General features: G+C 42.5%; 12 protein-coding genes, 2 tRNA genes and 3 rRNA genes. 7 read left to right on the plus strand and 10 right to left on the minus strand.

All coding sequences use genetic code 11. The annotated features are described in order from the left end of the window. Positions 1-129: 129 nt before the first annotated feature. The 5 genes from mdtD to I6L31_RS09160 all read left to right on the plus strand — a co-directional run bounded on the left by mdtD (position 130) and on the right by I6L31_RS09160 (position 5,317). Positions 130-1,521, plus strand: coding sequence for a multidrug transporter subunit MdtD (gene mdtD, locus I6L31_RS09140; protein ID WP_005001739.1), 1,392 nt, complete (start codon positions 130-132; stop codon positions 1,519-1,521). 75 nt (positions 1,522-1,596) lie between these two features. Continuing rightward, positions 1,597-2,355: a glycoside hydrolase family 25 protein gene (locus I6L31_RS09145; RefSeq protein WP_035271854.1), complete on the plus strand. Its 759-nt coding sequence runs from the start codon at positions 1,597-1,599 to the stop codon at positions 2,353-2,355. Positions 2,356-2,357: 2 nt separating this feature from the next. Continuing rightward, positions 2,358-3,413 carry a DNA polymerase IV gene (gene dinB / locus I6L31_RS09150; protein WP_035271762.1) on the plus strand — a complete coding sequence of 352 codons (1,056 nt, stop codon included), beginning with the start codon at positions 2,358-2,360 and terminating at the stop codon, positions 3,411-3,413. Between the two features lie 221 nt (positions 3,414-3,634). Then, positions 3,635-4,963, plus strand: coding sequence for a shikimate transporter (shiA, locus tag I6L31_RS09155; protein ID WP_005001735.1), 1,329 nt, complete (start codon positions 3,635-3,637; stop codon positions 4,961-4,963). Beyond that, a complete protein-coding gene (locus I6L31_RS09160) occupies positions 4,964-5,317 on the plus strand; it encodes a RidA family protein (RefSeq protein ID WP_005001731.1) in 354 nt (117 codons plus the stop codon). Here the strand turns inward: I6L31_RS09160 and I6L31_RS09165 are convergent. Both I6L31_RS09165 and I6L31_RS09170 read right to left on the minus strand, forming a co-directional pair. Next, positions 5,307-5,837 carry a DUF2726 domain-containing protein gene (locus I6L31_RS09165; protein WP_004995408.1) on the minus strand — a complete coding sequence of 177 codons (531 nt, stop codon included), beginning with the start codon at positions 5,835-5,837 and terminating at the stop codon, positions 5,307-5,309. The two genes, I6L31_RS09160 and I6L31_RS09165, sit on opposite strands and share 11 nt — an antisense overlap. A gap of 463 nt (positions 5,838-6,300) precedes the next feature. Next, entirely contained in the window at positions 6,301-8,694 is a 2,394-nt protein-coding gene (locus tag I6L31_RS09170; RefSeq protein ID WP_005001729.1) for a YgiQ family radical SAM protein, read from the minus strand. Positions 8,695-8,975: 281 nt separating this feature from the next. Here I6L31_RS09170 and I6L31_RS09175 point away from each other — a divergent pair, with 281 nt between their 5' ends. Beyond that, positions 8,976-9,845 (plus strand): IS982 family transposase, encoded by an 870-nt coding sequence (locus I6L31_RS09175; protein ID WP_005001726.1) that lies wholly within the window; start codon positions 8,976-8,978, stop codon positions 9,843-9,845. On the opposite strand, the gene I6L31_RS09180 is transcribed toward I6L31_RS09175, so the two are convergent. From I6L31_RS09180 to I6L31_RS09210, 7 genes are all read right to left on the minus strand, one after another. Continuing rightward, complete coding sequence (locus I6L31_RS09180) at positions 9,842-10,477, minus strand: lipase family protein (RefSeq protein ID WP_080632313.1); 636 nt, start codon at positions 10,475-10,477, stop codon at positions 9,842-9,844. The genes I6L31_RS09175 and I6L31_RS09180 overlap by 4 nt on opposite strands. A 217-nt stretch (positions 10,478-10,694) precedes the next feature. Then, positions 10,695-10,809, minus strand: a 5S ribosomal RNA gene (gene rrf, locus I6L31_RS09185). 175 nt (positions 10,810-10,984) lie between these two features. Next, a 23S ribosomal RNA gene (locus I6L31_RS09190) occupies positions 10,985-13,878 on the minus strand. 408 nt (positions 13,879-14,286) lie between these two features. Further along, positions 14,287-14,362: transfer RNA gene (locus tag I6L31_RS09195), tRNA-Ala, on the minus strand. A 94-nt stretch (positions 14,363-14,456) separates the two neighbouring features. Beyond that, positions 14,457-14,533, minus strand: a tRNA-Ile gene (locus I6L31_RS09200). 168 nt (positions 14,534-14,701) lie between these two features. Continuing rightward, a 16S ribosomal RNA gene (locus I6L31_RS09205) occupies positions 14,702-16,238 on the minus strand. Together the 16S, 23S and 5S rRNA genes with 2 tRNA genes alongside form the textbook arrangement of a ribosomal RNA operon. Positions 16,239-16,709: 471 nt before the next feature. Then, positions 16,710-17,303: a TetR/AcrR family transcriptional regulator gene (locus tag I6L31_RS09210; protein WP_005001722.1), complete on the minus strand. Its 594-nt coding sequence runs from the start codon at positions 17,301-17,303 to the stop codon at positions 16,710-16,712. Between the two features lie 86 nt (positions 17,304-17,389). Here I6L31_RS09210 and I6L31_RS09215 point away from each other — a divergent pair, with 86 nt between their 5' ends. Further along, on the plus strand, positions 17,390-18,595 hold the full coding sequence (locus I6L31_RS09215; protein ID WP_005001720.1) for an oxygenase MpaB family protein: 1,206 nt from the start codon (positions 17,390-17,392) through the stop codon (positions 18,593-18,595). A 45-nt stretch (positions 18,596-18,640) separates the two neighbouring features. Here I6L31_RS09215 and I6L31_RS09220 read toward each other — a convergent pair whose 3' ends face one another. Next, positions 18,641-18,898 (minus strand): hypothetical protein, encoded by a 258-nt coding sequence (locus I6L31_RS09220; RefSeq protein ID WP_004985566.1) that lies wholly within the window; start codon positions 18,896-18,898, stop codon positions 18,641-18,643. Positions 18,899-18,929: the final 31 nt, after the last annotated feature.

An 18,929-nucleotide genomic window follows, 5' to 3' on the forward strand; every position in this document is an offset into this window, starting at 1 on the left:
AAAAATCCGCATGTTATTTAAAAGAACCCAATAAAAATAAAAACGTAATGCTTCAACAGCAGTCCAACAACCTTTTATCTGATTTTATGCTACTTTTAGGCAAAGCCCTCTGGATTTGTCTTCACGTCAATGAATGCTGCACCTACGTATCAAAAATTACAGCCTGAATTTCGATTATTGGTATTTCTGGTTTCCATCGGTTTTTTTATGCAGGCGCTGGATACCACCATCGTCAACACGGCTATTCCTTCAATGGCGCACCATCTCAATGAAGATCCGCTACGAATGCATGCTGTGGTGGTTGCCTATGTATTAACCGTTGCAGCGTGTATTCCTTTGAGTGGCTGGCTGGCAGATCGTTTTGGTGTAAGAAATACTTATTTTGCTGCAATTATTATCTTTACGATGGCATCGCTCGGCTGTGGGCTTTCGCAAACACTCAATCAATTAATTTTATTTCGAATCCTGCAAGGGGTTGGAGGTGCATTATTGCTGCCCGTCGGGCGACTGGCCATGCTGAAACTGATTCCACGTACCCAGTTTTTGGCGGCGATGAGTTTAATGAGTCTTGCTGGACTGATTGGCCCACTCATTGGTCCTACACTCGGCGGTTGGTTAGTGGAGGTTGCCACATGGCACTGGGTGTTCCTAATCAATATCCCAATGGGCATCTTAGGTATTCTGGTCACTTTCAAAGCCATGCCCAATGCCACTGAACCTACAGTCAAAGCATTTGATTTCAGTGGTTTTGTCTTGTTAGTGTTCGCAATGGTCGGCCTCTCTTTAGGCATTGAGCATTTGGCCAGCCGTGAATATTCCAAATGGTTCAGTATTGGTTTACTAAGTACAGGATTCATTGCGGCTTTAATTTACGCCCATCATGCACATACCCATCAAAATGCGCTGTTTCGTAGTGATTTATTTAAAAACAAAATTTATGCGATTGGTGTATTAGGCAATTTTTTTGCACGTTTTGGTGGCAATGCCGTACCTTTTATTCTGCCTTTGATGCTACAGGTGGCTTTTGGCTTTGAACCTTTTTATACGGGTTTACTCATGATCCCTTTGGTGCTTGGGTCTTTATTTTCAAAGCCTATTATTCGCCCCATTATTCAAAAATTTGGCTATCGTCATGTATTGCTTACCAATACTATTTTGGTCGGTGCTTGTATTGCCAGTTTCGCCCTGATGACAGCAGAGACGCCTATCTGGCTACGTGCCATTCATTTCTTTATTTTTGGCACTTTAAATTCCATCCAATTTGTATCGATGAATACCTTAACCCTGAAAGACTTATCTCAGCATGATGCCAGTAGTGGTAATAGTTTTTTATCGATGATCATGATGCTATCGATGAGTATCGGGGTCGCACTGGCAGGTACATTGATTAATTTTTTTACCCAATATTTTGGAACTCAGCATCTCACCACAGCATTCCATGCGTCTCTGATTTGTTTGGGATGTATCAATATTATTACTGCGCTGGTGTTCTCGCGTATTCCACCTAACACGTCCGTTTAAATAGATTGCATTTTCATCATGGTATATCTTTTGGGTTCAAGCTAAGATGTAAATTCAATGATTAATCTTATTGCTATGCCAAAAACGATCAGCTCTCGAACATCTGCATATATCCCCTATTTGGGTGGAGGACTGGCCGCTGTTGTCATGGCAGCCTTGCTATATGTCGGGGTGTTTTATCATCGTCAGGCATCTGCGCAGGATTATCCAGTACAAGGATTTGATTTATCGCATCATCAAGGTGATATTCAATGGTCGAAAATTTCTCCTGAGAAATTTCAGTTTGTGTATTTAAAGGCAACTGAAGGTGGTGACTTTAAGGATTCTAAATTTCAGGAAAATTGGCTTAAAGCGCGGGAACGTGGCTTTCATGTCGGTGCGTATCATTTTTATCGCCTCTGTCGTAATGGACAAATTCAGGCGCAAAATTTTATTGAAACTGTGCCGAAAAAACTCGATGCACTTCCTCCTGTAATTGATCTGGAATATGACAGTAACTGTATTAATACCTATACCAAAGAGCAGTTACTTGAAGAAATCAAAGTAATGCATGATCTTTTAAAAAAGCATTATGCTAAACAACCGATTTTTTATGTTTCAAAAAGCTTCTATCACATTGTATTGCTTGGAAGTTTTAAAGATACCCCTCTTTGGATTCGTGATTATCAGGAAAAACCGCAACTGAAAGATCAACGCGACTGGATGTTTTGGCAACATACCAATCAGGGGAAGATTCAAGGCATTACCAAACCAGTGGATTTAAATGTGTTCTCAGGCTCGCAGCGCCAATGGCAATATTTTATCGAGCAAAATAAACAAGCGCCAAAACCATGAGTATGCGTAAAATCATTCATATCGATATGGATGCGTTCTATGCCTCAGTCGAGTTACGTGAACGCCCAGAGCTAAAGCATTTGCCTGTGGTAATTTCATCACACCATCCACGAGCCGTAATTGCGGCTGCATCGTATCCTGCACGTGAATTTGGTTTACGTTCGGCTATGTCAATGGGACAGGCCCGTAAACTTTGTCCTGATGTCATCGTGATTGAGCCTAATTTTGAAAAATATCGCGCTGTTTCAGCACAAATTCATCAGATCTTTCAGCAATATACAGCAATCATTGAACCCTTATCTCTGGATGAAGCTTATCTCGATGTCACTGAAAATTTTAAAAATCTTCCCAGTGCTACCGATGTTGCGATTCAAATTCGTCAAGATATTTTGAAAGTCACAGGACTTACAGCTTCGGCGGGTGTCGCCCCAAATAAGTTTTTAGCCAAAATTGCCTCAGACTGGAATAAACCTGATGGCTTATGTGTGATTAAACCGAGTCAGGTGCAGGCTTTTATTCAGGACTTGCCCTTAAAAAAAATTCCGGGAGTTGGCCGGGTCACACAGGAAAAATTACAACAGCTTCAGCTTGAAACACTGGGCGATTTGCAACAAATTGAGGAAAATGTACTGATCCACCATTTTGGTAAATATGGAAAACAATTGTTTCTCTATGCACAAGGCATTGATCATCGGACAGTGCAGGCTGAACGGGAACGTCAGCAAATATCCAAAGAAACCACTTTTGATGGCGATTTATATCTGAATGAATGTCTGGCCTATTGGCCGCCACTGGCTGAAAAAGTCTGGAATAATCTACAACACAAACAACTGACTGCACGTGGTGTCAGTATTAAACTTAAACTCAAAAACTTTCAAATCTATCAGCACAGTAAAAGCTTTAAACGCCCGATTCAGTCATTTGCAGAACTTTTGGATATTTTACAGGTTCTGCTTTATGAAATGCATTTACCTGCCGAATTTCAATACCGTCTGATCGGTATGGGCGTCTATCAACTCGCCCCTCAAGCTGATGAAAATCAATTGTCACTTTGGTGATCTGCCGTTTTTTTATTCAAATGTGCAAAAAATCAACCTTTATCCCTTTCACTTCTGTTTTATTTTAGAGTAATCTAGCCTCGCAAATGCATTTACCCATGTATCTGCGGTTATGCTAAAACCTTACCTTTATTTTTAGCATGCTGTCCTGTAGTGAGCGCGACGAAAAAATCCGAATATTACAGGGCAACTGGTTTTAAAAAACATGGGATCCCTCTTGCATGCCCGCATCTTATTCTCCTCCCTCGCAAGCGCAACGCGCTCGTAAAGCCGCATTTAGTAGTTTCATTGGTGCTGTGGTCGATTGGTACGATTTTCTTCTTTACGGTATTGTTGCTGCACTGGTTTTTAATCATCAATTTTTCCCCAATGTCAGTCCTGCAATTGGCACATTGGCTGCATTTGCGACTTTTGGTGTCGGTTTCTTATTTCGTCCACTCGGTGGAATCGTTTTTGGTCATTTTGGTGACCGTCTAGGTCGTAAAAAGATGCTGTTTCTCACAGTGTTTTTGATGGGTACTGCAACCGTTTTGATCGGTTTACTGCCTAACTTTGCAAGTATTGGCTGGTGGGCGCCTGTATTGCTGGTTTTACTTCGTGCTATTCAAGGATTTGCTGTTGGCGGTGAATGGGGTGGAGCTGCGCTCATGGCTGTTGAAAGCGCGCCCAAAGGCCGTAAGGCTTTATATAGCAGCGGTGTACAGATCGGTTATGGGGTTGGGCTCATGCTAGCTACAGGCAGTGTCTCATTGGTCATCTATCTATTTGGTCAGGATGCTTTTGCAGACTGGGCATGGCGTATTCCTTTTCTAGCGAGCATCATTTTGGTTTTATTTGCCTTATGGGTGCGGGGCGGTCAGGAAGAATCACAAGAATTTTTGGAAAATGTCGTCAAAGCGAAACAACAACCTGCAAAAATTCCATTGTTTGAAGCAGTTCGTCAAAACCCCAAAGGCTTTTTTTACATTATCGCTTTGCGTTTGGCTGAACTACTGACCATGTATCTGGTCACCACCTTTGCCTTAAACTATTCCACGAAAAATTTGGGCATGTCCTCCAGTTTATTTTTAAATATTGGTCTGATGGTCGGCGCGATTAGCTGTTTTACCATTCCTTTTTTTGCCCATATTTCTGATCGCTTTGGTCGTCGTCGTATGTGCGTGATGGGTGGATTAATCGGAGCAGCGTGTGCTTTTCCATTTTTCTTTGCCTTAGAAAGTGGCTCAACACTCTGGATTGTACTCTTTGCAATTTTGTTGGCCAACCTTTCTCACGATATGGTGGTCAGTGTACATCAGCCTATTTTTACAGAATTATTTGGTACAGCTTATCGCTATAGCGGTGCGGGTGTCGGTTATCAGGTGGCCAGTATTGTAGGTGGAGGTTTCACGCCTTTTATTGCCGCAGCACTGGTGACACTGGCACATGGACAATGGCACTATGTTGCTGTTTATTTAACGGTAGGTTGTTTACTCACGACTTTGGTTGCAGCCCGAATGAAAGCCCACGTACAATCAGATGTATCTTCTGAATATATACAGGCAAAATAAATGAGCGTTCAACGTTTACATGTGAGCAAACGTTTTTCTGAAATTGCAATTTCAGGCAATCTTGTGCATCTAGCGGGTCAGCTTGCGGAAGATTTGAGTTTGGCTATTCGAGGTCAAACCCAACAAACACTCGACTTGATCGATCGATTTCTGGCAGATGCAGGCACAGATAAAAGTCATATCCTATCTGTGATGATCTTTCTGAAAGACATCGAAAATGACTACGCAGGCATGAACGAGATCTGGGATGCATGGTGCGCAGATATCCAAGCGCTTCCACGTACCTGTGTCGAAGCAAAAATGTATCGCCCAGATGTTCTAGTTGAAATGACCGTGGTTGCCGTTAAACCTTAAGATTGCTGACGGTATCAAGCTTAAAATTGCGCTGTTGAACAGGCAATGTAGTCAGCGAATGAGGTTGTGAATAGCGTGTGAGCAGTTCACATTCAAATTGCTCACGCAGCTCATTTAATTCTGGCACAGTGTCATAACGAATGACCCGATAGCCTGCTAATTCCAATAATCGGTCCTGATAATAATCAGCATGAATGCGTCTGGCATGGCTTAAATCAGCAAAAGCCACTATCGCAAAGACCTGATAATTTTTATCCAATAACACAAAGTCAGCCACCATAGATTGATACTTACTCCGCGTTCTTAAAAACTTTGTCGTGAGTAAGGCATCAAATGAAACTCGCGCCAATACCGTGAACTCTGGAAATATTTGTTTTAAGCGTGAAAAAAATAGTTGTTCATGACTGCTCATCACAGCACGACGTTTTAAGGCACTGTCATAAATTTGTTCACGCTTGAGCCCTTTATAGGCCATCACTGAAATCAGCAATAATATGCCAATTGCTAAAAAGTAATACATGAGAATCAATCCTTTAATATTTTTTATAGTTCGGTTTCAAGACCGATTTGTTCTACTTCACCTGTTTGTTTTTCATCTTACAGGTTTCCATTTCCTCTAAATTAAAAGTTTATATTCTTTTAATCAAGTTAGACCAAAGCCTAGAACACCATTCCATGGTTCCTATCATCATAATAAATTAAACTCGAGATGCAAGTGTTGTATATCGGATATTCTCTATATCAAAGGATATGATATCTTAGATATCCTGATGTATTCATTTTATATTTTCTTAAATAACCAGACATCAATCTGATGAGTAAAGTTTTGTATATGTCCGCTTGGAGTATCATCTAAACCGAATGAAATGCTGCCTTATAAAATAATATGGATCATAAAAGTCTATCTCATATAACGTTAAAAACTCTATGAATAAAAAAAAAGCACTTCAGATCATGAAGTGCTTTTTTCAAAATGGATAAATTTAAGCGCGCGTCTTATTTTTTGACTTTGATCTAGATTTGGATGCATCAAAAGGTTTTTTTTGACCTGTTTCACGCGGAGGTAACCCTGTGTGCTGCGTCAAAATTTGACCTTTTTGTGGACGTTTCGCTGACTGATGTGATTGTGGCTGTGATTGAGCGTTACGTTTAACCGAATCACCCGCATTACTTGAGTTCTTCTTACGTGCAGATTTATATTCACCTTCTGCCGTGCCTTGCGGTTGGTAGGTCGGAATCAAATGCTGCTTGGAGTTACCAATCAAATCTGCACGTCCCATTTCCTTTAAAGCTTCACGCAGTAAAGGCCAGTTATTTGGATCATGATAACGCAAAAAAGCTTTATGCAAACGACGACGTTTCTCACCTTTGACAATATCTACATTTTCAGTATAACGCGCCACTTTGGACAGCGGGTTTTTTCCTGAATAATACATGGTTGTCGCGGTCGCCATTGGCGATGGATAAAAGGTTTGTACCTGATCGGCACGGAAACCATTTTTTTTGAGCCAAACGGCCAGATTCATCATGTCATAATCGGTCGTACCCGGATGCGCTGCGATAAAATAAGGAATCAAATATTGCTCTTTACCGACTTCCTTACTAAAGCGTTCAAACATTTGTTTAAAGCGATCATAGGTTCCAATCCCCGGTTTCATCATTTTTGAAAGCGGGCCTTGCTCAGTATGTTCAGGCGCAATTTTTAAATAACCACCGACATGATGCTGCACCAATTCTTTCACGTATTCTGGATTCAATACAGCCAAGTCATAACGTAAACCAGAACCAATCAAAATCTTTTTGACCCCTTTAATGGCACGCGCTTTACGATAAAGCTGTACCAATGGCGCATGATCAGTATGTAGATTTTGACAAACACCTGGATACACACAAGAAGGTTTACGGCAATTCTTCTCAATTTCTGGATCTTTACAGGCCAAGCGATACATGTTGGCGGTTGGACCACCTAAATCAGAAATAATGCCTGTAAATTGCGGCGCAGTATCTCGAATTTTTTCAATTTCACGCAAAATCGAGTCTTCTGAACGATTTTGAATAATCCGCCCTTCATGTTCTGTGATCGAACAGAAGGTACAACCGCCAAAACAGCCGCGCATAATATTGACTGAAAACTTGATCATATCAAAAGCAGGGAAACGCGCATCCCCATAAGCTGGATGTGGCAATCGCGCATACGGTAGATCAAACACATAATCCATTTCCTCTGTGGTTAGAGGAATTGGAGGTGGATTAATCCAAACATCACGTTCACCATGACGCTGTACCAGAGCCCGCGCATTTCCTGGATTGGTTTCAAGATGAAGAATCCGATTGGCATGTGCATAAAGGACTTGATCATTTGCGACTTCTTCAAATGACGGCAAACGAATGACCGCTAATTCACGCGGTGGTAATTTATGCTTAATGGCTTTGGATGGTGCAGGTTTTAATTGCACGATCTGTGTATTTTCATCCAGTTGATCGCCTTCTCTTACCACTGGATTAGCCACGAATTCCTTTTGGAAATTTTGATATTGCGCTAAAGAGTTGCCTTTTTCTTTTTCAACTTCACAACCATCAATATCCTCAGTCATCACATAAGGATTAATAATGGGATCAACCCGACCAATGCTATCTACATCATTACTGGCAATTTCGACAAATTGCGCTTTGGATACTTTATTGTGTTTATTGATAATAAAAGCCGTACCACGGACATCAGTAATCTCGTGAACTTTTTCACCTTTGGCCAAACGATGCATCACCTCGATAATGGCACGTTCACCATTTCCATACATCAATAAATCAGCCTTCGAATCCATCAGAATTGAACGACGGACTTTGTCTGACCAATAATCATAATGCGCAATACGACGCAAACTGCCTTCGATCCCCCCCAGTAAAACGGGTACATCAGGAAAAGCTTCACGGCAACGCTGGCAATAAACAGTTGCCGCACGATCTGGACGTTTATTCGCTTCATTGTTTGGAGAATAAGCATCATCCGAACGAATTTTACGATCTGCGGTATAACGATTAATCATCGAATCCATATTGCCTGCAGTCACCCCCCAAGCAATAGTAGGTTTTCCTAACACCCGAAAGCTCTCGACATTGGTCCAGTCAGGCTGTGCAATAATCCCAACACGATAACCTTGCGCTTCCAATACACGACCGATGATGCCAGAAACAAAAGATGGATGATCAATATAAGCATCACCACACACTAAAATAAAATCGCAAGCATCCCAACCCAGCTGATCCATTTCTTCGCGTGACATCGGCAAAAATGGCGCAGGTTCAAAACACGACGCCCAATATTTGTCGTAATCAAACAGCGCTTTTGGCGCGGTCTGCATAGTGTAGGCAGTAGACATAGCTTGCGATTCTCGGCTTGCTGAAAAGGAGGGGTGACATCAAAGATGAAAGCCGATCATTTTAACATGAATTTCATTCAGTTCAGAGAATTATAAAAATTGAATAAACAAGGAGATAACAATTAATTTGCTTATTTTTTAAACTAAAACCTAATTTACATAAGCTCGCGATCAGCAGCGATTCTATTTAACCCGAATCGCGGATAAGCAATTGACTTGAAAAATAAGGGGACTAGAGCCATCAGTTGAGTTACCACACCAAACCTAAAGCTCTAGCCCTGATGTTCAATAGTACCGAATTATTCTGCATCATTGATGATTTCTTTCTTAAATTTGAAGCAACTTATTGGAAGTTTCTCAAACAAAGTCGTCGCTCTGTAAGAATTCGACCAGCCCAGCTGAGTCTCTCAGAAATACATTTTATCGCTATTTGGTATAAGTGTTCTCATTTCAACAATTTCAAAGCTTTCTTTTCATGGTTGAAGCAGGATAAAAATCATTTATTTAAACGCTTACCCTGTTACCAAAGGATGATTCACCTGATCAATATGCATCAATTAGCTTTACATGCTTTACATGTCGCTTTGATGAAAGGTGAATACAAACAATATTTATGGATTGATTCAACGACTCTGCCTGTCTGTAAAAATCAGCGTATTCAGCGTCATAAATCATTAGCCAAGATTGCATCTCGCGGTAAAAGTTCAATGGGATGGTTTTATGGCTGTAAGTTACATATCGTGATGAATCAATTCGGTGAGATCGTTAGCTCAGGCTTATCTAATGGGCATGTTGCTGACATAAAAATGGTTGAACAATTGGTTGAAGGCTTAGACGCAAAGCTTTATGCAGATCGTGGCTATATCAGTCAAAATTTAAAAAGCAGGTTAAAAGATCAAGGTGTTGATTTGATTACTTACCATAGAAAGAACATGCAGGCTATTCAACTCTGTTCATCAGATAAATATCATTTAAAACAACGCAATAAGATAGAGACGTTATTCAGCTTATTGAAAGGACAATACAATTTAGTGACGAGTAAAGCACGTAGTATTCATGGATTTCTTAGTGGAATTTATACATCGTTATGTGCATATCAATTAACTCATCGGAATAAGCCAACAATTCAAGTTATGGAATCATTAGCTTAAGCAGGATTCGGGTTATTTACAGAGTTAAAGTTGCTAGATGATCTAAGACTAAACAACTCCTTTTCTATACGGGAAATCAGATGTTGTTTAACCAAATGATGAATACGCTGTTTTGGATAACAACGACTTAATTCGATATGTCCAACCTGAGTACTTCGATCAAAAATAATATTTTCAATACTCTGATGATCACTTGAAGATTGAATTAAATTATCTCGATAGCAACGATCAGCCCCCAAAGGATCACTTAATGAAAAGAAATTTAGACTTTTCAATACATTCTCGGGAATTTGGCGTGGATTATATCCCCATTGTTTGGGTAATAATCGTCCTTTACCCCCTGCTGCAATGGTAACCAGTAAATCCACGGGATATTGTAGACGTTTAAGTGCCTGAGCCACTTTGACCGCCTGAAAACCACCTTGACTATATCCAATTAAAACTATTTTTTGTTTTTTGCTCTGATTTAAGTTAATAATTTGTTTGGCAATTTTTTTAGCTGACGGTAAATGTCCATATAATTCTACATTCGGATAACCCAATTCAGCTAAATAATGCAACCAATGACGTTGCATGTGTTCACGTGCCATAAACCCATGAAATAAAAAAATCTTTAAATTTTGTTTAGACATTTTTTGAATCAACCAGACCAATAAAATATAACTTAATCTATTTACTGATGATTCACTATGCCCTAAATGACAGGCAGAACTTAGAAAAATGATAATCATCGATAAGGCCAAATTGATGGTAAATGGCTTTCCAGAATATTTTAGTTATTGCATCTATTCTATTTATAAAAAGAAAGCACCCTCATCTGTATAAAGATGAGGGTGCCTTAGATTTAAAAGCTGGCGATGACTTACTCTCACATGGCTAACGCCACACTACCATCAGCGCGAAGAGGTTTCACTTCTGAGTTCGGGAAGGGATCAGGTGGTTCACTCTTGCTATTGTCGCCAGCAAACTGTTGTGGTGCTTTGGGGTCTTATTCACATTACTTAATAATGTATGCCTTACTTACGAACCAAAGAGTTATTAACGGATTGGAAATTGAGTCGGTATTGTAACTAGTTTATTGACTAAATCAAGTTTTCGTATCGAATTTATCTTGAATACAACAACTGTTTGGGTGTTGTATAGTCAAGCCTCACGAGCAATTAGTATTGGTCAGCTTCACATATCACTATGCTTCCACATCCAACCTATCAACGTCCTAGTCTTGAACGGCTCTTTAGGTGACATATAGTCACAGGGAAATCTTATCTTGAGGTAGGCTTCCCGCTTAGATGCTTTCAGCGGTTATCCCTTCCGAACATAGCTACCCGGCGATGCGACTGGCGTCACAACCGGTACACCAGAGGTTCGTCCACTCTGGTCCTCTCGTACTAGGAGCAGATCCTCTCAAATTTCCAGCGCCCACGGTAGATAGGGACCGAACTGTCTCACGACGTTCTAAACCCAGCTCGCGTACCTCTTTAAATGGCGAACAGCCATACCCTTGGGACCTGCTTCAGCCCCAGGATGAGATGAGCCGACATCGAGGTGCCAAACACCGCCGTCGATATGAACTCTTGGGCGGTATCAGCCTGTTATCCCCAGAGTACCTTTTATCCGTTGAGCGATGGCCCTTCCATACAGAACCACCGGATCACTAAGACCTACTTTCGTACCTGCTCGACTTGTGGGTCTCGCAGTTAAGCGCGCTTTTGCCTTTATACTCTACGCGTGATTTCCGACCACGCTGAGCGCACCTTCGTACTCCTCCGTTACTCTTTAGGAGGAGACCGCCCCAGTCAAACTACCCACCAGACATGGTCCTCGCCCCGGATTACGGGGCAGAGTTAGAACCTCAACATTACCAGGGTGGTATTTCAAGGATGGCTCCAATGTAACTGGCGTCACATCTTCATAGCCTCCCACCTATCCTACACAAGTAAGGTCAAAGTTCAATGTCAAGCTGCAGTAAAGGTTCACGGGGTCTTTCCGTCTAGCCGCGGGTACACTGCATCTTCACAGCGATTTCGATTTCACTGAGCCTCTGCTGGAGACAGCGCCGCCATCATTATGCCATTCGTGCAGGTCGGAACTTACCCGACAAGGAATTTCGCTACCTTAGGACCGTTATAGTTACGGCCGCCGTTTACTGGGGCTTCGATCAAGAGCTTCGCTTACGCTAACCCCATCAATTAACCTTCCAGCACCGGGCAGGCATCACACCCTATACGTCCACTTTCGTGTTTGCAGAGTGCTATGTTTTTAATAAACAGTTGCAGCGGCCTGGTTTCTGCGGCTGCCAAGCGCTCAGGGAGCTAGTCCCATCACCCTCAGCAGCGTACCTTCTCCCGAAGTTACGGTACCATTTTGCCTAGTTCCTTCAGCAGAGTTCTCTCAAGCGCCTTGGTCTACTCGACCTGACCACCTGTGTCGGTTTCGGGTACGATTCCTGTGTAACTGAAGCTTAGAGACTTTTCTTGGAAGTATGGTATCAGCCACTTCACTGTACAAGTACAGCTTGATATCGACTCTCAGCATAGAGCACCCCGGATTTGCCTAAGATGCATGCCTACTGTCTTCCACCTGGACTACCAACGCCAGGCTGACTTAACCTTCTCCGTCCTCTCATCGCATTACACAGAAGTATGGGAATATTAACCCATTTCCCATCGACTACGCCTTTCGGCCTCGCCTTAGGGGTCGACTCACCCAGCCCCGATTAACGTTGGACTGGAACCCTTGGTCTTTCGGCGAACGGGTTTTTCACCCGTTTTGTCGTTACTCACGTCAGCATTCGCACTTCTGATACCTCCAGCATACTTCTCAATACACCTTCTTCGGCTTACAGAACGCTCCCCTACCACGTAACTCTAAAGTTACATCCGCAGCTTCGGCACATAGTTTTAGCCCCGTTACATCTTCCGCGCAGGCCGACTCGACTAGTGAGCTATTACGCTTTCTTTAAAGGGTGGCTGCTTCTAAGCCAACCTCCTAGCTGTCTATGCCTTCCCACATCGTTTCCCACTTAACTATGATTTTGGGGCCTTAGCTGGCGGTCTGGATTGTTTTCCTCTTGACTACGGACGTTAGCACCCGCAGTCTGTCTCCCGGATAGTACTCATAGGTATTCGGAGTTTGCATCGGTTTGGTAAGTCGGGATGACCCCCTAGCCGAAACAGTGCTCTACCCCCTATGGTATTCGTCCGAGGCGCTACCTAAATAGCTTTCGGGGAGAACCAGCTATCACCAGGCTTGATTAGCCTTTCACCCCTATCCACAAGTCATCCCCTGGCTTTTCAACGACAGTGGGTTCGGTCCTCCAGTTAGTGTTACCCAACCTTCAACCTGCTCATGGATAGATCGCCTGGTTTCGGGTCTACACCCAGCAACTATTCGCCCTATTAAGACTCGATTTCTCTACGGCTCCCCTATGCGGTTAACCTTGCTACTGAATGTAAGTCGCTGACCCATTATACAAAAGGTACGCAGTCACCGAACAAGTCGGCTCCCACTGCTTGTATGCATGCGGTTTCAGGATCTATTTCACTCCCCTCACAGGGGTTCTTTTCGCCTTTCCCTCACGGTACTGGTTCACTATCGGTCAGTCAGGAGTATTTAGCCTTGGAGGATGGTCCCCCCATATTCAGACAAGGTTTCACGTGCCTCGCCCTACTCGTCATCATGATGTGTGCCCTTTCGTGTACGGGACTATCACCCTCTACGGTCGCACTTCCCAGAGCGTTCCGCTAAAACACACATCACTTAATGGGCTGATCCCCGTTCGCTCGCCGCTACTAAGGGAATCTCAATTGATTTCTTTTCCTAAGGGTACTGAGATGTTTCACTTCCCCTCGTTCGCTTCAATAACCTATGTATTCAGTTATTGATACCTACCTTATAGTAGGTGGGTTCCCCCATTCAGACATCTCCGGATCAATGGATATTTGCCGCCTCCCCGGAGCTTTTCGCAGGCTATCACGTCTTTCTTCGCCTCTGACTGCCAAGGCATCCACCACATGCACTTAATTACTTGACTATACAACCCCAAACAGTCGTTAATACCTACAAGTAGTATTACCAACATTACAGTTTGAAGTACTGTGCATTTAAGCACCGTACAGCTTCAATCTAAATTCATATACCAAAACGCTTGATTCAGTTAATTTGCTAGTTCTCAATTAACTCTAAGATCAGAATGACTTCTTCTCTCTTTGTTATTGAGTGAACAATTTATTTCAGACTCAATTCTCAATCTGTTAATGAATTAATGTAACCTCGTCAGCTACATTAAACTGTGATTAATCACAGAGCTTAATAAATCATTATATTTACTAAGCTCTATAATCATCTTTTCTTTCACTTTCGTGTTCGATCAGATACTGCGCGAAGCATAGCTTCTTGCTTAAATTTCAAGGAAAAGCTGCGCTTTTCTGTTCTTGAAATTTGGTGGAGACTAGGAGAGTCGAACTCCTGACCTCCTGCGTGCAAAGCAGGCGCTCTACCAACTAAGCTAAGTCCCCAGCTTAAAATCATTATGTATCTTTGAATCCATACTCGAGCAGAGCTCTCGTCTTGCGTTCGGGCAAAGCCTTGCTTTGCTAAACCTCACTCAAGTGGTGGGTCTGACAAGACTTGAACTTGTGACCCCACGCTTATCAAGCGTGTGCTCTAACCAACTGAGCTACAGACCCTGAGAAAGTTTTAAAGCACCGCTTTAAAAGTTTCGCAAGACAAACAGCTTCGCTGTGCGTAGTGTTTGATTCTCGCTCTTTTTTAAAAGCTTCTCTCTAAATCTTTTTCATTCAGATACCAGAAGAACAACTTGTTGTGGATTCTTACCAATCAATCAATCTTTTCGTTAAGGAGGTGATCCAGCCGCAGGTTCCCCTACGGCTACCTTGTTACGACTTCACCCCAGTCATCGGCCACACCGTGGTGAACGTCCTCTTTGCAGTTAGACTATCCACTTCTGGTGCAACAAACTCCCATGGTGTGACGGGCGGTGTGTACAAGGCCCGGGAACGTATTCACCGCGGCATTCTGATCCGCGATTACTAGCGATTCCGACTTCATGGAGTCGAGTTGCAGACTCCAATCCGGACTACGATCGGCTTTTTGAGATTAGCATCCTATCGCTAGGTAGCAACCCTTTGTACCGACCATTGTAGCACGTGTGTAGCCCTGGTCGTAAGGGCCATGATGACTTGACGTCGTCCCCGCCTTCCTCCAGTTTGTCACTGGCAGTATCCTTAAAGTTCCCACCCAAAGTGCTGGCAAATAAGGAAAAGGGTTGCGCTCGTTGCGGGACTTAACCCAACATCTCACGACACGAGCTGACGACAGCCATGCAGCACCTGTATGTAAGTTCCCGAAGGCACCAATCCATCTCTGGAAAGTTCTTACTATGTCAAGACCAGGTAAGGTTCTTCGCGTTGCATCGAATTAAACCACATGCTCCACCGCTTGTGCGGGCCCCCGTCAATTCATTTGAGTTTTAGTCTTGCGACCGTACTCCCCAGGCGGTCTACTTATCGCGTTAGCTGCGCCACTAATCCCTCAAAGAGACCAACGGCTAGTAGACATCGTTTACGGCATGGACTACCAGGGTATCTAATCCTGTTTGCTCCCCATGCTTTCGTACCTCAGCGTCAGTGTTAGGCCAGATGGCTGCCTTCGCCATCGGTATTCCTCCAGATCTCTACGCATTTCACCGCTACACCTGGAATTCTACCATCCTCTCCCACACTCTAGCTAACCAGTATCGAATGCAATTCCCAAGTTAAGCTCGGGGATTTCACATCCGACTCAATTAGCCGCCTACGCACGCTTTACGCCCAGTAAATCCGATTAACGCTCGCACCCTCTGTATTACCGCGGCTGCTGGCACAGAGTTAGCCGGTGCTTATTCTGCGAGTAACGTCCAGTAGCTGGTAGTATTAATACCAGTACCCTCCTCCTCGCTTAAAGTGCTTTACAACCATAAGGCCTTCTTCACACACGCGGCATGGCTGGATCAGGGTTCCCCCCATTGTCCAATATTCCCCACTGCTGCCTCCCGTAGGAGTCTGGGCCGTGTCTCAGTCCCAGTGTGGCGGATCATCCTCTCAGACCCGCTACAGATCGTCGCCTTGGTAGGCCTTTACCCCACCAACTAGCTAATCCGACTTAGGCTCATCTATTAGCGCAAGGTCCGAAGATCCCCTGCTTTCTCCCGTAGGACGTATGCGGTATTAGCATCCCTTTCGAAATGTTGTCCCCCACTAATAGCCAGATTCCTAAGTATTACTCACCCGTCCGCCGCTAAGATAAGGTGCAAGCACCTCATCTCCGCTCGACTTGCATGTGTTAAGCCTGCCGCCAGCGTTCAATCTGAGCCATGATCAAACTCTTCAGTTAAAATCATTTTGCGTCTTAGTTAAGACAAGACGCCAATTCTGGCTCATCAATTACTGACAAATTCTCTCAAATAAACTTCGAGTAATTTAAACCAATTAATCAATGATAATATTTCGATCAATCAATTAGTAAAAATCCACACAAGTTGTTCTTCTATATTCTTAATGATCTTCTTCATGCTTCGTCAGCATCAAGCTAGGTCGGCTATATTACTCTCAATCTCTTAAAAGTCAACAGGCAATTTAGATATTTCTAAAACTCAACCTACTCAACCAAAATATCAATCAAATCCTTCAAGACCCAACCAACACCCTGTTTTTCAACAAGTTTTTATCCGCATCACCGCCGATGAGTGCGCATTCTACAGCATTATCAGTTCTTCGCAAGCCTTATTCTGGTTTTTAATTTTCAAGTGCTTATCTTTTAAACCAAGTTATACATAAGCACATGATTTTAATTGTTTAATTTATTTTAGCTTTTTAAGTAAGCTAAAATCATTTTCGATAGTTCATTCTTAAGTTGCTGTTCTTCAATCAAAAAATCATTATTACTGACGTAGCGCATCATGGTAAATAAAGTGCTATTAATAATCACAAAGGATTTATGTTTTAGAGTTTCAAAGTCCCACTCTCGATCAAAACGATTAAATACATATAAACCAACTTCAAAAAAATGTTGTTCTAAAACCTGAGCGGCTTTTGAATGGTTATAGCCATGCCAGTGTTTAAGCACTTCAATAAAAAAGCCCTGATCGGCTTTCATCATATCAAAACCGAATTGAACACTCAGTGGAATAATCTCTTCAATCGTGAGCTGTTCTTGTGTCACCACAAGCTGTTTAAGCGCCTGCCCTAATGTTTCACTTTTGCGCAACAGTAATTCCTGAACAATTTGTTCTTTATTTTCAAAATATTGATAAATTGATCCGACACTAATTCCTGAACGCTCTGCAATTTTAGGTGTCGTGAGTTGCAACAGCCCATGTTCAGCAATACATAATTGGGCTGCATGTAAAACAGTATCAACCAAATAAATGGCGCGTTGTTGTTGTGGCTGTTTTCTCATGGAATGTTCTTTTCAAGATGCGAATTGAATACGAATAATTATTCGTATTAGAGTTTGATTAAACAATAATCAGGCACCAACTTCAAATGCAAAATACAACCCCCTCAAGATTGTCTTCTTTTGAACGCATGTCCGAGCAGAGCTGGTTGAGTCGTGTTTTATCACGCATCAATAAACGTCCGATTCAACCCAGCTTTGAGGAATACACCGCACTGGGGCAGGCCTTGCAGTCGGGCGATCAAGAGATGGATCAGCTCATACTCTGGATGATGAAAAATCCACGTTTACATCGTCAGCTCTTTGAAACAGCCTTGTTTCAGGGCATTGAGCAACTTCCAGAGTCGATCCCAGAACTTGAGCATTTCTTCACACATGTCACCCAAGCGCCTGTTTGGTTAGAACAGGATAAGATCGATGCTGCATTAGCTTTTACACATAAGCTAGGTATTAATAATGGTTTTATTCTTCGGGACTTATCGCTTATGGCGGGTTATTTATATCCTGGATTTAATCAACCTTTGATGCTAACTGGTGCCTTAAAAAAACAGGCAGGAACACGTTTAGCTGAAACCACCAAGTGGTGGGTTGATATTACTGAACCTAATAGTTTACAACGTTTTAATGCAGGTTTTACCTCAACCATTTATGTACGGTTTATTCATGCATTAGTCCGTCATCAGTTAGGTAAATCAGAACGTTGGGATGCCAGTACTTGGGGCTTACCGATTAATCAGTTTGATCTGGCCATGACCAATATTGCTTTTAGTGGCGTGGTATTACTCGGGATTCGTGCACTGGGCATTTTACCCAATCAACAAGAAGTCAAAAATTTTCTGCATTTTTGGAAATATATTGGTTGGCTAATGGGCATCGATGAAAAATGGCTGGTGGATCAGGAAAGTGAGGGTTGGCGATTGTTGTATTGGATGCAATTTGCCCATCCCCAATCTGATGATTCCAGTTTTGCACTTGGACAGAGTTTATCGAAAGAGCCTTTTGAACGGCGTTATCGTTATCTTCGCCCCTTACAACAAAAAATAGCTTATCGACAGCATCTGCAAGTGACTCAGTTTTTTATTGGTCGAAAGCGTATGCAAAAGTTAGGCTTAGAACATGGTTCAGCGGCTTGGTTTGCTTATTATCTGATGATTCGCAATTTGGTGTTATACACAGGGGCTAAATTTGTGCCCAAACTGGATCAAACTTTGCGAGCAAAAGGACGAAATATTCAAAAACTGGGACTAGCTTTATATCAAAGTGAATCGGAACAATTGACCAGTATGCATCAATAAGACAAGAGGGAGTTTAAACTCCCTCTTGTCTTTTAACGAACGCTTTTAATGTGAAGATGATGGGTCATGTTGATGATCCATCGGCATATCTTTCATATCCATCGGCATAGCATCATTTTTTTCAGACTCAGACTGCATCTGATGCTGCATTTGCATCTGCTTTTGTTTGTGCATTGGCATATAGTCAGGCTCATTATTCATTGCTAAATAAAATACCCACATAAACAAAAAGGCTAAAATAATCGCGATGATCAGGAGTTTCCAACCCCAAATCGATTTTTCGGGTGACAGTTTTTCACGCATGGACATTCTCCATAAAATTGAAACGATGTTT

Origin of the sequence: Acinetobacter septicus, assembly GCF_019355975.1 — a bacterium.
GTDB classification, from domain to species: Bacteria; Pseudomonadota; Gammaproteobacteria; order Pseudomonadales; family Moraxellaceae; genus Acinetobacter; species Acinetobacter ursingii.

Bases quoted from the DNA above. Each gene is read 5' to 3' on its own strand.
- mdtD (WP_005001739.1), top strand. From the start codon at position 130: ATGAATGCTGCACCTACGTATCAAAAATTACAGCCTGAATTTCGATTA.
- I6L31_RS09145 (WP_035271854.1), top strand. From the start codon at position 1,597: ATGCCAAAAACGATCAGCTCTCGAACATCTGCATATATCCCCTATTTG.
- dinB (WP_035271762.1), top strand. From the start codon at position 2,358: ATGCGTAAAATCATTCATATCGATATGGATGCGTTCTATGCCTCAGTC.
- shiA (WP_005001735.1), top strand. From the start codon at position 3,635: ATGCCCGCATCTTATTCTCCTCCCTCGCAAGCGCAACGCGCTCGTAAA.
- I6L31_RS09160 (WP_005001731.1), top strand. From the start codon at position 4,964: ATGAGCGTTCAACGTTTACATGTGAGCAAACGTTTTTCTGAAATTGCA.
- I6L31_RS09165 (WP_004995408.1), bottom strand. From the start codon at position 5,837: ATGTATTACTTTTTAGCAATTGGCATATTATTGCTGATTTCAGTGATG.
- I6L31_RS09170 (WP_005001729.1), bottom strand. From the start codon at position 8,694: ATGTCTACTGCCTACACTATGCAGACCGCGCCAAAAGCGCTGTTTGAT.
- I6L31_RS09175 (WP_005001726.1), top strand. From the start codon at position 8,976: ATGTTCAATAGTACCGAATTATTCTGCATCATTGATGATTTCTTTCTT.
- I6L31_RS09180 (WP_080632313.1), bottom strand. From the start codon at position 10,477: ATGTCTAAACAAAATTTAAAGATTTTTTTATTTCATGGGTTTATGGCA.
- I6L31_RS09210 (WP_005001722.1), bottom strand. From the start codon at position 17,303: ATGAGAAAACAGCCACAACAACAACGCGCCATTTATTTGGTTGATACT.
- I6L31_RS09215 (WP_005001720.1), top strand. From the start codon at position 17,390: ATGCAAAATACAACCCCCTCAAGATTGTCTTCTTTTGAACGCATGTCC.
- I6L31_RS09220 (WP_004985566.1), bottom strand. From the start codon at position 18,898: ATGCGTGAAAAACTGTCACCCGAAAAATCGATTTGGGGTTGGAAACTC.